Raw genomic sequence first — 16,692 nt, 5'->3', positions numbered from 1 at the left:
ATCAATGCGCGCTTTTGACATATTCCTTCCATGACCTAGACCTTGAATGAAACCTGAAAAGCTGTTCCAGATGAGTTTTCAACTACTAAAGTGCCGTCAATTTGCTTCACCAGACTATTGATTAATTGCAGCCCGAGTGAATTGTTCTTTAGGATGTCCAACCCTGCGGGGAGGCCCACACCGTCATCCGCGACCTTCAGGCTGAGAGTCTGATCGGGGCCAGCCCGCAGCTCGACCAGGATGGATCCGTTTCGTCCATTGGGGAAGGCATATTTCAAGGCGTTGGTCATCAGCTCGTTCAGGATCAGGCCGCAAGGTACGGCATAATCCAGATCCAGAGAAACTTCATCCACTTGAACATTCAACTGGATATCTCCCAGCGTACGCTGGTACGAGCGGAACAGGTCCTTTGACAGGCTTTGCACGTATTCGCCAAAGTTGATCTTTGCCAGGCTCTTGGATTGATACAGCTTCTCGTGGATCAAAGCCATGGAGCGCACACGCGCCTGGCTGTCACGCAGGACTCGTAATGTGCCGGTATCTTTGATCTGATTGGACTGCAGGTTGAGCAGGCTGGAGATGATCTGCAAATTATTCTTGACGCGGTGATGGATTTCCTTGAGAAGCACTTCTTTTTCATTGAGCAGTTCGGTTTGTTCGTCAAGTTTATTTTGTGTTAATTGGAGCAGGCGCGCATTCTCGATCGAGTAACTGGCTTTGTCGGCAATGGTTTTCAATAAAGTGATCTGTTCGGGTGTAACTTGTATCTCGTGATTGAAATCGTACAACTCGATCACGCCGATGCGCTCGGTTCCTTTTTGCAGGGGAAAGATGATCAGTGATTCTACGTTCATCCTTTCGACCCCGTCGAATACCACAGCTTCGGTTGAGGTTTGTTTTGAGCGCTGGAAGGTGATCGTATTACCCTCGTCAAGTGCCTGACGCCAGGTATCCAGGTCGGGATTGAAACGCGTGCCTGTGCCTGTATCCCAGGTGATATAAGAAGAGACTGCAAGATTAAAGATCTTGTTATTAGGCTCATCCCATTCTGAAAAAGAACAAACCTCCCCTCCAGTGGTTTGAATTAGAGCTCTTTCTATTTCAAATAATTCTTTGGGTTCATTTGCCGATAAGGGTTCTTTAATGGAGGGTGCTGCGTTCGTTAAAATTTCCTGGCAGTTGAGCAAATCCTGCGTGGTAAAAAGTTTATTCTTCTTTGTCGTGGCAATTTCAACCAGTCCGATGATTTTCTCCCGGGCATAAAGTGCAAGGATAATGACAGCGGTCCTTTTTAACTGGTCCATCCATTGTTTCTCTTCGGCTTCGAAATCGCCCTGTAAAATAATAGGGTTGCCCGTCAACAGCACCTGGTTGGATTGGGGGTAATCACTCATTGAATAGGAATCCCGCAGGTCTTCACGCCAAAAAGTCCTTGAATCGTCCAGCCGACCAATTACCGAATTAGTCTCTTTGTCCCATTCTGAAATGAAACAGCTCTCGAACCCGCTGAGCTCGAGCAGTTGTGAAGCGAGAGTGTGCATCACTATATGGAAATCGAGGGATGATGAAGTAGCTTCGGACGCTTTTAATAAAATGTCCAATTCGCGCGCGCGTTGGGATTCGTATTCATAGGCGATCGCTTTTTGACGGGCATCTTCCGCCTGTCTGCGCTCGCTGATGTCGCGGGTTACGCCCAACAGCCCCACGGGCTTGTCTTGTTCATCCAGCATGAATGAGACCTTGGCTTCAGTCCATACGGTTGATCCGTCCTTTCGAATCCATTCCAATTCGAGGGAACTCGAAGCGCCTCGCAGAGGTTCCTTTGGCTCTGTTTCGAGTTCCATCAGGATCTGGGAAAAAAATGATAATGCGAATTGTGCTGATTCTGGCGTCATGCTTTGAAAGATGTTTTTTGTAAGCACCTCTTCGGCGGAGTAGCCAAATAATTTCTGGACAGCCGGACTGACATAGTTCATTTGCATATTCATATCTGCCGCCCAGATCACATCGCTGGCATTTTCAGCCAGGATGCGGTAGCGCTGTTCGCTCGCGCTAAGTTCCATTTCCATTTTTTTGCGTTCCGATATATCGCGGCTGGAGAGGACTGCGCCTGCAAACTCACCCTGGGGGTCTGTCAAAATGCTGGCGGCGCATTCCATCCATAAATATTTTCCATTGGCATGCTTGTAACGAAGTGCAAATGGTTGGGGTCTGACCTGATCCGCGACAGCCTGGGAGAAAATTGTCAGCGCTTCAGCCATATCGTCCGGATGGATGCGTTCAAAGATCATTTCACCAAACAATTCAGCAGGTTCAATTCCAAGAACCCATTTCACCGAGGAGCTGGAGTATTGAATGATTCCATCCGGCCCGATTTGTGTGATGATGTCGTACATATTGTCGGCGATTCGCCGCATGTTGGCTTCACTGGATTGCAGGGCTGTCGTCTGCCTGTTCACTTCTGCCCGTTGTTCCTGCAGGCTGACAGCCATCGCATCGAAGGCAGATGCTGCCTGACCGATCTCATTTTTTCTGATCATATTAATGCGATGGTTCAGATCACCCTGTCCAACTCGATCCGCTCCAATGATCAATTGTTCCATGGGTCTGGTGATCAAAGACTGCACGAAGCGTGCCACGATAAAACTCGCGACGAGCAGGAGCAGGAACGCTTCGGTGCCCAGCACAAATATCGCTGTCTGGCTGTATGCAAAAGCTTCCGGTTGGGCTAATTCTGTGATCACGATCCAATCTGTCCCAGGTATGGGCGAAGTGGCGGCTACAACTTCTTCGTTATGAAAATCTCTATATGAACCAGACCATATCGAATTCGGCGCATTGAGGATCGCTGATAATTCAGGGCGCCCTATAAGAGTTTGTCTTGCGAGAACAAATTCCGAATTGGTGTGTGCAATGATATTCCCTGCATGAGTAATAACGATCACCTCGCCGGATTTACCGAAACGAATATCCTTAACCACTGTCCAGAGGATGTCCATTTGGATGCGGGCGGCGACCACTCCTTTGTCTGCGCCTGGAATAGCCATGATGAGATACGGCCTATCATTCGCGGACAACTGCACATCGCCGATATAGGTTTCCCCCTTCCTGGCTTGCAAATACCATTGCGATTGGGGGATGGTGATCAGATTTGCCAGTATTGGTTTATCCTGCGCACCGCTTGCGATCACGTTCCCTGCCCCATCCATGCGGATGATTTCCAATATAGCCGTGTTTTCTTGAAGCAAGGCGATTAGTTCATCTGAATCCGTTGCAAGTTGGTCCGGTGAAACAATACTGATCACAGTCAGGGCATCCTGCACACGCTGAATAAATCCACTCACGGTCCCGGCGGCATTGCGGGCGGCTTCACTCTGTCGTCCGCGCCAGGCTGCGCTTTCCGTGCGGTTCACAAAATAGAAGACACTGAGGGAAAATATGACCAGCGTGATAAGCAATGCCCCGCTGACGAGGGACATGACTTGTCCGCTTAGGTGGTATCGTGAAAATGGGAAAAAGTTTTTCAGCATAAATTGGCTTTATGGAGCGGTTGAAAATCGCTCCCAAATTTCATCGTAAAGCTGCTGGCCTTGAGTCGAGAGTGGCAGGATCAACTCAGCGTTGAGGAGGTCTTCATTCGGCGGATAGATCAGCGGGTTTTTGAGGATCTCCGGATCGATAAATTCATAGGCGGCTTCATTGGGTGTGGCATACAGGTTTTCGTTAACGATTTGAGCATTGATATCTGCGCGCATTAGAAAATTCAGGAATAATTCGGCGGTGAATTTGTTTGGGCTGTTTGCCGGAATGACGAAGGTGTCGTTCCATAACATGGCGCCTTCCTTGGGAATACATAATTGATGGCAGGGTTATTTTCCTGGCCATCAAAGCGTCGCTGGCATAGCCCATCGAGATGATTGCCTGGCCATTAGCCAGCATTCCATTGAGGTGGCAAGATTGGGATCTTCCAAGGGATTATATTTGGTTTGAGTTCGAGTAATCGGTCCATAAGCCTCTTCCAATTCTGCTGGATCTTCGGAGTTGGCCGAGTAGCCCAATGATTTTAAGGTCAGGCTGATCACTTCGCGGGGTTGTCCCATCCAAAGACCGACTTGTCCCGCGTAGCGTGGATCCCAAAGGTCAGCCCAGCGGGTGACTGGTTCTGCAACAAGGTCACTGCGGACGACCAGGCCAGTGGTGCCCCAGGTGTTTGGGATGCTGTAGTGGTTGCCTGGATCGTAGGCCAATTCGCGGAAGTTGGCGGAAAGATTTTTCGAATTGTCCAGGTTTCTTTGATCCAGTTCAGCCAGGAGGTTCTCTTTTGTTAATTGCGGAATAAATCGGCTCTCCATGACTACCATGTCATAGATTTGCCCGGCCTTATATTCGCAATGGCTTCTTCCTGGGATCTGTTTGCCAGAGGTATTGCAGTGGGGGTGGGTTGAGGTGTTGGACTGCCGCAGGCAGTAATCAGGGTCATCGTCAGCAAGCTGAGGAGAATTCGAGACAGTACCAGCTGCCAGTTTAGAAAGAGGCGCGCATTGTAATATTTTCCCGATGTCATGGGTTGACTTCCATAAAAGATGACCAGACTTCATCATAAGCCGGCTTGCGGCTTTTGTGAGTGGGCAGGATAATTTCAGCATTTTGCATTTGAGCATTGTCTGGGAAGATGACCGGGTTGTTAAGGATTTCGGGAATAATAAACTCGTCCATGCCGTCAACGGCCATTGGGTAGTAACTCTCATTGACGATCTGGGCTGCAATTTCGGGCTGTAAAATAAAATTGAGGAATAACTCTGCGCCGCGCGGGTTGGCGGCATTGGCGGGGATGCAGAAATAATCCGTCCATAAGATGGTGCCTTCTTCGGGAATGATGTATTCGATCGGTTGAGTTGATTCCTGTGCCAGCATGGCGTCATAAGCCCAGCCAAAGGCGATTTCCAATTCTCCGGTCTCTAATAAGGGAACTACTGAAGCATTGGTGTTTGAGATGATCAATGAGTTGGGCTTAAGCTGTAGCAGGGATTGGCGCACTTCCTCCATTTGAGCAGGATCTTCTGAATTTGCTGAATGCCCCAGCATCTTTAGGGTGATGGGAATCAAGGAATCCGGGATCGGCCAAACGCCCACCTTGCCCGCAAATGTGGGATCCCATAGATCGCTCCAGCGGGTAATGGGTCGGTCAACCAGGTCTGTGCGAAATAAAATACCAGTTGTGCCCCAATGGAATGGAATTGTATATTTATTGCCCGGGTCAAAGGCCAGGTCGCGGAAATTGGCGGAGACGTTTTTGAAATTTAGTACTTGCGCGTAATCAATGGCTTTGAGCTGGTTCTGTTCTACTAATTCCGGGATAAATTCAGGTTTTAATACCACCAGATCGTAAACATTTCCCGCCTGCATATTGTCAAACGCTTCTTCCTGCGATTCATAGGTGACATATTTAACCGTTACGCCATATTCTTTCGCAAAAGCGTCCAGCACAGACTGCGGCATATATTCCACCCAGTTGTATAGGATCAATTCCTTCGGAATGGGTGGTTCTTTGGGGGCGCAGCCTGGCAAAATCAAGCTGAGAAAAACCAAAACAAGCAGGCAGTTGCGCAACTGAAAATTAAGTTGAAAGGGTTTATCCATTGTGAATTTTCTCCCAAAAACTTTTCTGCCATTATATACCCAACTTTGGCACGTGGAGAATTTGTTTGCATATTTGTAACTAAAGCGTTATTAGAATTGTAAGGTTTGTTTAAGAGCAAAATGGAACATCGATAAAAGCAGAAAACGCTGATTTTCGAAAATCAGCGTTTTCTGCTTCCACCCTGCTGACATGGGGCCGGAAATTAAATGGGTAAATTATGGATCTGTTGTCCGCTTGTCTTAATCAATCTTCGTCAACAAAAAAGCGCAGACGGCTTAAGGTGCTCCATTCGGTAGTCTCATCTTCGTATTCAACCTCAACGCGGTCGCCGTCTACATCGAGAACTGTCACATCGTAATATAAATTATCCTGCGTTGACTTGCATTCAACTTCATCGTCAACCTCAACGATAAATTCTTCAAGATATTCGGCGTTAGTCCATTCTTCCTCGCCAGTGTCAAAGCGGATAAATATATCTTCGCCATCGAGTGCAATGATCGTGGCTGGGTAAAAATATTCATCCTCATCCCAAAATGCGAACGCGCGGTTTCCTTCAGTCCAATAGTCCATTGTTATCATCCTTTTTTTGATTTGATTTGTTACCATCTTACATTGCAATTCAGCCATTTATAGCCTCTCAAAGAAAAAGAGTCGGGTGAATTCTATCACCCGACTTCCATTAATTCCTAATAACTAATTTACTTCTTCTTTCCAAACTTCTTCATCAAAACATCCTGCAAGGTCGGCTGACCGATCTCCTGCAGTTCATATCTCACGCGCTGACTTGGCTTCGTGATCTTCATCACGCGCGAAAGATCGATCGGCGTACCGATGATGACCAGATCCACATCAGAGGCGTTGATCGTCTCTTCGAGGTCTTTGGTCTGCGCATCGCCGTATCCCATCGCGGGGAGGATCGGTCCAGTCTTCGGATACTTGACGTAGGTCGCTGCGATCGATCGCACCGCAAACGGACGCGGGTCAACGATTTCTTTTGCGCCGGATCGGCGGGCGGCAATATATCCAGCGCCGTAGGCCATCTCACCGTGAGTGAGGGTCGGGCCGTCTTCGATCACCAATACGCGTTTGCCCTGGATCGCATCGGGGTCATCCACGAAGAGGGGAGAGGCGGCTTCAATTTGAGTCGCGGTCGGGTTCAGTTTGCGAAGGTTCTCGCGCAGCTTTATCACGTTCTCTGCATCGGCGGTGTCCACCTTGTTGATGACGAATACATCCGCCATGCGCACGTTGGTCTCGCCTGGGTAGTAGGTTGACTCGTGTCCAGTGCGGTGCGGGTCAGCGACGACGATTTGCAGGTCAGGCACATAGAATGGGAAATCGTTGTTGCCGCCGTCCCACAAAATAATATCCGCTTCAGCTTCAGCCTTGCGAATGATCTTCTCGTAATCGACGCCTGCGTAAATGATCACGCCACTGTCGATGTGCGGTTCGTATTCCTCGCGTTCTTCGATGGTGCATTGATATTCATCGAGATCGTCATAAGTTGCGTAGCGCTGTACTTCCTGCGCGACGAGATTCCCATAAGGCATTGGATGACGAATGGCTGCAACTTTGTATCCCATTTCTTTGAGGATTAAAGCCACACGCCTCGTTGTCTGACTTTTGCCTGATCCCGTCCGAACGGCACTGATCGACACAACTGGCTTGGTCGACTTCACCTGAGTATTGTGTGTGCCCATGATGCGGAAGTCCGCGCCCGCGGCATTGACCATGCTGGCTTTGTGCATCACATATTCATGGGGCACATCACTGTATGAAAAGACAACCTGCTCCACGCCGTATTTCTTGATGAGGTCAAGCAGTTCTTCTTCGGCGCGGATCGGGATTCCCTCGGATATAGTTCTCCCGCGAGTTCGGTTGGGTATACGCGGCCTTCGATATCTGGAATTTGGGTCGCGGTGAATGCGACCACTTCATAATCCTTGTTCCCACGGAAGAAGGTGTTGAAGTTGTGGAAGTCGCGTCCTGCGGCTCCCATGATGAGTGTTTTGATAGGCATATTGATCTCCTATAACTAAGCCGCACTGAGGACAGTGTCCGAGACTCCGCTTGGGTTTTGAGTCTTTTCGTTTTTACCCAGCACGACGTAATACACAATAATTATAAGGAAAACAGGCTAAACGCATAGAGAACGTTTAGCCTGTTTTTTACATGACCTCTGGCGCTTGAATGTCCAGTAAGCGCAGCGCATTTTCTATTGTTTGCCTGGCCGCCATCACCAACTGCAAACGCGCATTTCTTATTTTTTCATCTTCGGTCTGCAATACATTCACCGCATGATAGAAGGAGTGGAATGCATTCGCCAGATCGTACGCGTACGCCGCCATCACCAGCGGACGATACTCATTCGCCGCCTGCTCCACCGTCTGCGGGAAGCGCGAGATGAGTTCGATCAATTCGATCTCGTGCTTTGTTAATTCATAGTCGAAGGTCAAGGGTCGAAGGTCTCGACTTTTGACCATTCGACTCTTCGACCTTCGACTTCTTAAGTATCGAGTTCGCCCTTACATACGCATTTTGAATGTACGGACCAGTTCGTCCATCGAAAGATAAGGCTTCGTTGATGTCAAAGACAATATCCTTGTTGTTGTCCACTGAAAGCATGGAATATACCAACGCGCCCATGCCGATCTGATAGGCGATCTTTCCGCGCTCTTCAATTGGAATATCTGCGCTCTTTTCAGTTTCCACCAAAAGCACGCGCTTCACAGCTTCATCGGCTACATCCTTGAACAGCACGACCCGCCCGCGCCGCGCGGACATGGCTCCTTCGGGCAGGCTCACAAAGCCATAACCAAGGTGATAGCACTTCTCAGATTGCGGGAAGCCCCATAGTTTTAGAATGGCAAATGCCTGTTGCAAATGCAGTGCCTGACGTGAATCAACCACATAGATCGAGCGATCCACATGATGCTGTTCAAACTTGACCTTCGCCAAAGCCAAATCTTTTGTCAAATATAAGGTTGTGCCGTCTTTTCGCAAAAGGACATTCGTGCGATATTTTTCTTTTGTCAGCCCAAGTTTTTCGTCGATCTTTACGATCACCGCGCCGCCTTGCGGACGTTCATCGGTGGCAATGTCTCTTGCGATCAATTCATCCACAATGACTTTGGACGGTTCGTCTACATCGCTTTCGTAGAACCACACATCCATTTTCACATCGAGCATTTTTAATACTTCGCGCAGTTCTTCCAAACTCCACTCGCGGGTTTCGCGCCATAAATTTCGCACGTACTCATCGCCCGCATCCCACTTGCGATACATCTCGCGCCGTTCGGCATCGTATGCTTCGCGTTTGGCGGTTTCTTCAGGAGTTTCATTTTCCTTCTTTTCGAGCATGGCTGTGGCTTCCACATAAAGTTTCGCCAGCCATTGACCGCGCTCATGCACGCCTTCAGGTTCCTGTCCCTTGTAGAGTTTGTCATAGATCCACATCACGGTGATGACGCCGAGTCCCAGGTCACCGGGGTACGAGGCGCGGATCGTTTCAAAGCCTGCGAACTCCACCAGCCGCGCAAGCACTTCACCTAAGATCGTATTTCTTGCGTGTCCAATGTGGAAGGAGTGATGCGTGTTCGGCTGGGCATACTCAACCATGACTCGCTCATTTTTTTTTGCACCCCGCCCAAAGTTAAGACCAGAAGCGAGCACTTCATCCACAACTCGACTCGCGTAAGCGGCAGTCGAAAAATATAAATTGAGATATCCCTTGACCGCGTCGATACGGCTGATGCCGTCCACGCTTCCGATCTGCGCCTTGACCTGCTCGGCCATCTCCTGCGCTCTCTGCGGGACGGGTTTTCCGCCCTTGCCGGCGCGCGCTTCATTGGCGGCAGTCTGGAAGAATGACGTTGCAAAACCCCATTCACCGGAAAAGGGGATGGGCTGCCATTTAAGTTCCGCCAGCGGAATATCGTTCGCGGCGCAGAACTCTTTTATTTTTGCTTCGATGATTTGCTGTTCTTGTGTAAACATAATTTGGATTATAGCCTAGGGTAATAAAAATGGGACCGCCGATTAATGGCGCTCCCATTTAATGACTTGCATATTAACTGCGGTCTTATTTCTTTGCAGTTTTCTTCTTTTTTGGGAGCGGTTTCCTCAACAACAGGAGGCGCGGCAATGAAAGCGGCGAGGCGCTTCATAAGACGGCCCTTGCGGCGGGATGCGTTGTTGGGGTGGATGACGCCTTTCTGAGCTGCTCTATCCAGAGTGCTGATTGCCTTCAGAACTGATTCTTTTGTGTCAGGTTCGTTCTTTGCAAAAGCCTCACGCGCGGCTGTAATGGCGGTGCGGGCGGCTCCACGATAATTGCGATTCTTAACACGGCGCTTTTCGTTCTGACGATTGCGTTTGATTTGTGACTTAATGTTAGCCAAGGTCTTCCTCCAAAAAATAACTACTTTTCTTTATTGACAGCGCTGTATTTTACATGAGGGGTGGGTATTTGTCCAGTAATTTAATTGTGCAATTCTAAAAACTTGTCCCGCGTTTTTCAATGCGGGACAAGCCGGGTTTAGTTGATGGGAGTAAATGTCACAGTCGGGCTGGGCGTACCAGCCCCGGGCGTCACTGGAGTGCTGGTGGGTGGGCGGGTCGGCGTTGCCGTGATCATATTTACAGGAATTACCAGTAACTGGCCTACAAAAAGAGCATTGGGGTCAGTCAGTTTGTTTTCCTCGATGATCGCTTCCTCAGTGCTGTTGAATTTTGCAGCGATTACCCCAAGCGAGTCTCCCGCTTGAACTATATAATCAAGTTTTGTCCCTCTGGGGAGATTATCCGGGATCGGGGTGGATGTGGGCAGTGGAGCCCCGGGCGCAGGCAGCAGAATCACTTGACCAGGCAGAATATTCAGAGTTGCTGGATCTACCCCGACCGGGAAACCTTGCGGGCTTGTTCCGCCAAATGGATTAAGCAGCAAGATCCACGCGACCCCGTCATTGCCGAGGTTGAATTTGTCAACAATAAGTCCCAGATAGTCGCCTTCTTGAACAGTATAATTAAAAGGCGTTGAAAACGTCGGAGTGGGCGTGATGGTAGATGTTTCTGTGGCAGTCGGGGTATTTGTCGGTGTGGTCGTATTGGTTGGTGTGAATGTCAGGGTCGGGGTGGCGGTCTCGGTGGCGAAGAACGTGCTGATCGGCTTGCTTGGGCCGGCCAGCCAGAGGACCAACAGGATCACTCCTCCTAAAACAAGCAGCCCGGCAACAATAAATATAATACTGGGTCTGTTGCGCTGTAACTTGCGCTTTCGGAGGGAATTGATACTGCTTGATGGTGAAGACGAAATCGGAGGTCTGTTATTCATGAAATCGGTTCCTTTTACACTGCGTTTTTTCAAAGGGAATTACTCTTTGACGCACTGTAAAGAGATTCTACCTGAAAAATGAAGGTTGTGCGCGGATGGTTTGAATGGATGACAATATATTCTGTACAATCCCTTTCAAATTTGGACGCGGTTTTATATACGGAACAGGTAAATAATTTAATTTCTTTGTTCCCTGTTTCCTTTTTGCACCTACTTCATGTGCGCTTTCAAATATTTTCCCGTATATGATTCCTTTACCTTCATGATCTGTTCAGGCGTTCCTTCTGCAATTAACTCACCGCCACCCTCGCCGCCCTCGGGACCAAGATCAATGAGCCAATCCGAGATCTTGATGATGTCAAGATTGTGCTCAATGATCACAACCGAGTTGCCCGTATCCACCAATCTTTGCAATACTTCGATCAGTTTGTGGACATCGGCAGCGTGCAGGCCAACCGAGGGCTCGTCCAAAACATAAAGCGTGCGGCCTGTTGCCCGGCGTGACAATTCCTTTGATAGTTTCACGCGCTGCGCTTCGCCGCCCGAAAGGGTCGTGGCGGGCTGACCGACACGCACGTATCCCAGTCCCACTTCCTGCAATAGTTTCAACTTATTCTGCATCGGCGGATAATTTTTAAATTCCGAGAGCGCGTGATCAACCGTCATATCAAGAATGTCTGAAATGCTGTATTGATCGTGGAACATCACCTGCAAGGTTTCGCGATTAAATCGTTTTCCATGACAAATATCGCAGGGCACGTATACGTCAGGGAGGAACTGCATTTCGATCCGCAATTCGCCCTGTCCCTGACAGGCTTCACAACGCCCGCCATGTACGTTGAACGAGAATCGCCCGGGTTTATATCCGCGCACTTTGCTTTCAGGTAATTCCGCGAACAGTTTGCGGATCTCATCGAACAGCCCGGTATAGGTCCCGGGGTTGGAGCGCGGCGTGCGGCCGATCGGCGACTGGTCAATATTGATGATCTTATCCAGATGCTCGATCCCTTCAATACGCTCATGTTCGCCGGGGCTTGTCCGCGCGAACATCAACTTTGCCGCCAGCGCGTTGTACATAATATCGCTCATCAACGTGGACTTGCCCGACCCGGAAACGCCCGTGATGCAGACCATTTTTCCCAAAGGGATCGAGACATCAATACCCTTTAAATTGTTCGCCGTCGCGTTGACGATTTTCAGCGATTTACCGCTGCCTTCGCGCCTCTTCTTCGGGACTGCGATCTGCTTGCGCCCCGAGAGGTAGGCACCTGTCAGTGACTTTGGGTGCGCCAGGATCTGCTGCGGCGTGCCTTCTGCGATGACCTCTCCGCCATGTTCGCCGGCGGCTGGTCCGAGATCGATGATCCAATCTGCTTCGCGAATGGTTTCATCGTCATGTTCAACGACCAGCACTGTATTGCCCAGGTCGCGAAGTCCCTTGAGCGTTTCCAGCAGACGCGCATTATCGCGCGGATGTAAACCGATCGAAGGCTCATCCAAGACATACAACACACCGACCAGGCGCGAGCCGACTTGTGTTGCAAGCCGAATGCGTTGTGCCTCTCCGCCGGATAAAGTAGTGGCTGAGCGGTTCAAGGTCAAATAATTCAATCCGACATTTACCAGAAAATTCAGCCGCTCGTGGATCTCTTTGATGACCCTTTCAGCGATGGTCTTTTGCTTTGAAGTCAGTGGAGAATTCTTGCCGGAGATCTTCTTCACCCATTCCAGCGTGGTCGATACAGGCCAGGAATTCGCTTCCACAATATTGACATTGTCCACGGTCACTGCCAGTGCGGCCGGGTTTAATCTCTTGCCGCCGCAGGTGGGGCACGGGCGGTCGGACATGAACTCGCTGATCTTCTCGCGGATATATTCTGAATTCGTTTCGCGATAACGCCGTTCGAGATTTGTGATCACGCCTTCGAAAGCACGCGTGAATTTGAATTCATTGCCGTTGGCGTTCTGATAGGTCATCTGGATCTGTTTGTCGCCAGTTCCGTACAGAACGATCTTTATTTGATCTTTGGGCAGATCCTTGACGGGTTTATCCAGATCTATCTTGTAAGCCTTCGCCGCGTTGATCAGACTCTGCCAATAGTAGCCGCCCTCCACTTTGGGGCCGCTCCATTCCATGCTGACGATCGCGCCGTCATTAAAGGAAAGGCTGTCGTCGGGGATCATGCGGTCCGGGTCGATCTCCAATTTTGAGCCGAGACCCTGGCAATCCTGACATGCCCCCTGGGGGGTGTTAAACGAGAATGTGCGCGGTTCGATTTCATTGATGCTGACGCCATGCTCGGGGCAGGCAAGATGTTCGGAGAATTGCAGGTCTTCTTTTTTATCGACAAGGTGGATCGTGAGGTAGCCTTCGCCAAATTTGAGCGCTGTTTCAATGGAATCGGTCAGGCGGGTAAGGGCGGCTTTTTTCTCTTCCTTATTTCCCTCGTGTGAAATGACGAGACGATCAACCACAGCCTCGATGGTGTGCTGTTTGTAGCGGTCGAGTTCGATCTCATCGTCCAGTGAATGGACATTCCCATCCACGCGGACACGGGTGAAACCAGCCTTGCGGATCTCCTCAAAGACCGCCTGGTAGGTCCCTTTGCGTGCGCGCACCAATGGAGCGAGAATTAAGGTGCGCGAACCTTCGGGGAGTTTGCCCACGTTATCAACGATCTCCTGGGCAGACTGCTTGACCACTTCACGTCCGCAGACAGGACAGTGCGGGATGCCCGCGCGCGCAAAGAGCAAACGCATGTAGTCGTATATTTCGGTAACTGTACCAACCGTTGAACGTGGATTATGACTCGTGGATTTCTGGTCAATGGATACGGCGGGGGAGAGGCCGTCAATGTAATCCACATCGGGCTTGTCCATTTGACCGATGAACTGGCGCGCATAGGCGGAGAGTGACTCGACGTAGCGTCTTTGTCCTTCCGCAAAGATGGTATCAAATGCGAGCGACGATTTGCCTGAACCTGATAGACCTGTAATAACCACAAACTTATCGCGCGGAATTTCCACCGTGATATTTTTTAAGTTGTGAACACGTGCGCCGACGACGCGAATGACATTAGCTGACATACATGCTTCTCCTTGGGATGCCTGATTGTAGCACAAATGTTTTATTTTTACTGTAAATATCCTGTCTTACCTCAGGGCTTTCTCAAAGTCCGATTTATGTCGCTCTGAGGGAGCGTGCTCGCCGCGACCTACACTTGCGCCGCGCGCCAGTGCGGTGAGAGTCTCTTTGCTGCGCTCAGGGTGACATATCGCGTTTTGCCAAACTACTTTTAGAAAGCCATACGTCACACCTGCACTGGCAGACGGGGACTCCTAAAGGGAGAAAATATTAATTGGCGTGAATCAACTTTCAATTAAGTGTGAGACGCATCCTTTATCAGTGAAATGCTTGAAATTGAATTGAAATGCCGCGTGATATACTCAGTGCAACTTCTCAAATCCGGCGGGGTTATATTTTCAAACCCGCCGGTAAGGTTTTAAACTTGCCGGACTTGGAATTCAACGAAGAAGAGATTTTATCACTCGCTTCACAGGGCGACCGCGATGCTTTTGGTCAACTCTATGAGCGTTATGTGGAGCGTATTTTCAATTATGTGTATTACCGCACAGGGAATACACACGATGCTGAAGATCTCACTGCGCGTGTGTTTCAACGGGCGATGAATCATATTCAGAAGTACACTGATCGCGGCGTGCCATTCTCCGCCTGGTTGTATCGGATCGCGCATAACCTTGTTGCCAACTGGCATCGCGACGGCAGCCGCAAGCAGGAAATCCCGTTGGACGACCTGCCCATCCTTCCAACCAAGGGTGACCACCCGGAGAAAAACCTGGTTCGCTCACAGGAACAGGATGCCTTATTGCGAATGATCCGAAAACTGCCCGCGGAGAGACAGAATCTCTTAATTCTGAAATTCGTTGAGGATATGTCAAATGCGGAGATCGGTGCGATCATGGGTAGAAGTGAAGGTGCTGTAAAGAGTCTTTACCACCGCACGCTTTTGGCTTTACGAGATCAATTGGAAGATCATAACCTTAACCTTGAAGGAGAATGAAACATGATGCGAATTTTGACCGACGGTGCCGCAGACGTCCCTGAAGGATGGAAAAAGGAATTTGATATTCAAATCATTCCCATTAATGTTCACTTTGGGGAAAAAACCTATATTCAAGATGTTGACCTGAAGTTGGATGATTTTTATAAATTGGTCGGCGATAAAGCAAACGCATTCCCCAAAACCTCCCAGCCTTCCCCGCATCAATTCGTGGAATATTATAAGAAGAATTATCAACCGGGTGACACTATTTTATCGATCCATGTCACCAGTAAACTCTCAGGCACGTATGCCTCCGCGGTTGCGGCAGCTGAAGAGTTGAAGGGAACATATAACATCATTACCTTTGATTCCTTGGCTGGTTCAATGGGTATCGCTCATCTCTGCCGCACTGCTCGTGAAATGGAACGCGCTGGAAAAGGTGTTGATGAAATTGTGCGGCGGCTTGAATCGATCCGCAGTCAGGTTTTTATCATCCTAACCCTTGATACTCTGGAATACGCCCGCCGAAGCGGACGTGTCGGCGCTCTCTCCGCCTCTCTTGCTTCTGTCCTAAATCTCAAACCGATCGCCCTGCTGAAGGATGGTTTGGTTGAAACAGTGGACAAGGTCCGTACGCGCAAGGTTGCGCTTGCCCGTGTCATAGCCCTTGGCAAGGAATTGGTGGGCGATAAACCTGTGCATCTCGGGGTTGTCCACGCCCGTGATATTGAGGCTTGCAGCGCATTGATGGAAGAAGCCAAGAAACATTTTAATTATAAAAGCACCGAGATGACCGACCTCTCCATTTCCCTTGCGATCAACTTTGGCCCTGGTACGGTTGGGTTGGTCCTATATCCCGCAGAATAGGTAAGAATGACGAAACGAAAGCAGACTGCCGCCCCTGAAGAAGAATTGGACGCTCTTGAATCGCATCTGGCTGTAACCTTGAAGCCTGTTACGCCTTCGAGGGAGATTGTCCAACGCTTGAGAACACGTATCTACATGCCGGCGCGTGAAGAGATCGCTTTGCGCCTCAGCGATTGGCGCAAGTTGTTCCTTGTTTTTGGCGGTGTGCTTTCCGGGATGATGCTTCTGATCACAGTTGCGCGCGCGTTCTATTACCTGGTGGGACGCAGAGGTCCGGTGTAGTTTGTTTGAATAAAAAGACCCCTAAAGGTTTTTCCAAAGCCTTTAGGGGTCTTTTTTATTGGGGTGGCGTTGTCAGCCAATTACACAGGATTCTTGCCTCGGCGATCAAGTCGGCGTCGATCGGGAGGTTGAATTCTTCGGTGACGCGCACGGTCAAATGATCGGCGATCAATTTCATGTCTGCGGGGATGAGCGGATCTTCCTTAAGCAGGTTGAGCAGATCGTAGGCGCTCATGCTTGGGACGCGAGCCCCGTCACGGGTCAGATAATCCCGTATCGCGATGCCCGCCGCGCGCCTGGCGCAGACGCGCGCCTGCCCCTCGTTCTTATTGATACGGGCCTGTTGGGCTTTCTCAAATTCTTTTTGAAGTTCAAGTTTAGTGTCCATTATTCTTCGAATTATAATCGCTAACTTTTTTGGACGCACTTGATAAATCCATCATGGTCAGCATGCAGTCCCATGCCGCCTGTTGAAGCGCGAAAAAGGTATTCGCGCATTTAGCCGG

Annotated in this window: 14 protein-coding genes and 2 pseudogenes; 3 read left to right on the top strand and 13 right to left on the bottom strand. The window is 49.6% G+C overall.

Annotated elements, in window-relative coordinates:
- Positions 1-35: 35 nt before the first annotated feature.
- The 12 genes and pseudogenes from IPL17_RS06385 to uvrA all read right to left on the bottom strand — a co-directional run bounded on the left by IPL17_RS06385 (position 36) and on the right by uvrA (position 14,060).
- Positions 36-3,479, bottom strand: coding sequence for a PAS domain S-box protein (locus tag IPL17_RS06385; protein WP_345306243.1), 3,444 nt, complete (start codon positions 3,477-3,479; stop codon positions 36-38).
- A 60-nt stretch (positions 3,480-3,539) separates the two neighbouring features.
- Complete coding sequence (locus IPL17_RS06380) at positions 3,540-3,833, bottom strand: hypothetical protein (protein WP_345306242.1); 294 nt, start codon at positions 3,831-3,833, stop codon at positions 3,540-3,542.
- Positions 3,834-3,884: 51 nt separating this feature from the next.
- Entirely contained in the window at positions 3,885-4,352 is a 468-nt protein-coding gene (locus IPL17_RS06375) for an extracellular solute-binding protein (RefSeq protein WP_345306241.1), read from the bottom strand.
- 2 nt (positions 4,353-4,354) lie between these two features.
- Entirely contained in the window at positions 4,355-4,564 is a 210-nt protein-coding gene (locus IPL17_RS06370; protein WP_345306240.1) for a hypothetical protein, read from the bottom strand.
- Positions 4,561-5,640, bottom strand: a complete 1,080-nt coding sequence (locus tag IPL17_RS06365; protein WP_345306239.1) for a spermidine/putrescine ABC transporter substrate-binding protein — start codon at positions 5,638-5,640, stop codon at positions 4,561-4,563. Before IPL17_RS06365 ends, IPL17_RS06370 begins: the two co-directional genes overlap by 4 nt.
- A gap of 244 nt (positions 5,641-5,884) precedes the next feature.
- Positions 5,885-6,211 carry an agenet domain-containing protein gene (locus tag IPL17_RS06360; RefSeq protein WP_345306238.1) on the bottom strand — a complete coding sequence of 109 codons (327 nt, stop codon included), beginning with the start codon at positions 6,209-6,211 and terminating at the stop codon, positions 5,885-5,887.
- Between the two features lie 128 nt (positions 6,212-6,339).
- Positions 6,340-7,661, bottom strand: a pseudogene (locus tag IPL17_RS06355) (cyclic 2,3-diphosphoglycerate synthase).
- Positions 7,662-7,809: 148 nt separating this feature from the next.
- Positions 7,810-8,097 carry a DALR anticodon-binding domain-containing protein gene (locus IPL17_RS06350; RefSeq protein ID WP_345306237.1) on the bottom strand — a complete coding sequence of 96 codons (288 nt, stop codon included), beginning with the start codon at positions 8,095-8,097 and terminating at the stop codon, positions 7,810-7,812.
- Positions 8,081-9,637 carry an arginine--tRNA ligase gene (gene argS, locus IPL17_RS06345; protein WP_345306236.1) on the bottom strand — a complete coding sequence of 519 codons (1,557 nt, stop codon included), beginning with the start codon at positions 9,635-9,637 and terminating at the stop codon, positions 8,081-8,083. Before argS ends, IPL17_RS06350 begins: the two co-directional genes overlap by 17 nt.
- A gap of 143 nt (positions 9,638-9,780) precedes the next feature.
- Positions 9,781-10,041 (bottom strand): annotated as a pseudogene (gene rpsT / locus IPL17_RS06340) (30S ribosomal protein S20); the annotation flags it as partial.
- 137 nt (positions 10,042-10,178) lie between these two features.
- On the bottom strand, positions 10,179-10,973 hold the full coding sequence (locus tag IPL17_RS06335; protein ID WP_345306235.1) for a LysM peptidoglycan-binding domain-containing protein: 795 nt from the start codon (positions 10,971-10,973) through the stop codon (positions 10,179-10,181).
- 210 nt (positions 10,974-11,183) lie between these two features.
- Positions 11,184-14,060, bottom strand: a complete 2,877-nt coding sequence (gene uvrA, locus IPL17_RS06330; RefSeq protein ID WP_345306234.1) for an excinuclease ABC subunit UvrA — start codon at positions 14,058-14,060, stop codon at positions 11,184-11,186.
- Positions 14,061-14,482: 422 nt separating this feature from the next.
- On the opposite strand from uvrA, the gene IPL17_RS06325 reads away from it, so the two are divergent.
- The 3 genes from IPL17_RS06325 to IPL17_RS06315 are packed head-to-tail and all read left to right on the top strand — an operon-like array spanning position 14,483 to position 16,186.
- Entirely contained in the window at positions 14,483-15,055 is a 573-nt protein-coding gene (locus IPL17_RS06325) for a sigma-70 family RNA polymerase sigma factor (RefSeq protein WP_345306233.1), read from the top strand.
- 3 nt (positions 15,056-15,058) lie between these two features.
- Complete coding sequence (locus IPL17_RS06320) at positions 15,059-15,904, top strand: DegV family protein (protein WP_345306232.1); 846 nt, start codon at positions 15,059-15,061, stop codon at positions 15,902-15,904.
- 6 nt (positions 15,905-15,910) lie between these two features.
- Entirely contained in the window at positions 15,911-16,186 is a 276-nt protein-coding gene (locus tag IPL17_RS06315) for a hypothetical protein (protein ID WP_345306231.1), read from the top strand.
- 55 nt (positions 16,187-16,241) lie between these two features.
- Here the strand turns inward: IPL17_RS06315 and IPL17_RS06310 are convergent, their stop codons facing one another.
- Positions 16,242-16,574 carry a hypothetical protein gene (locus IPL17_RS06310; RefSeq protein WP_345306230.1) on the bottom strand — a complete coding sequence of 111 codons (333 nt, stop codon included), beginning with the start codon at positions 16,572-16,574 and terminating at the stop codon, positions 16,242-16,244.
- Between the last annotated feature and the right edge of the window lie 118 nt (positions 16,575-16,692).

This window comes from Candidatus Villigracilis saccharophilus (assembly GCF_016711665.1).
The sequence above is the reverse complement of the archived record's forward strand: the minus strand, read 5'-3'. Positions and strand labels throughout refer to the sequence as shown.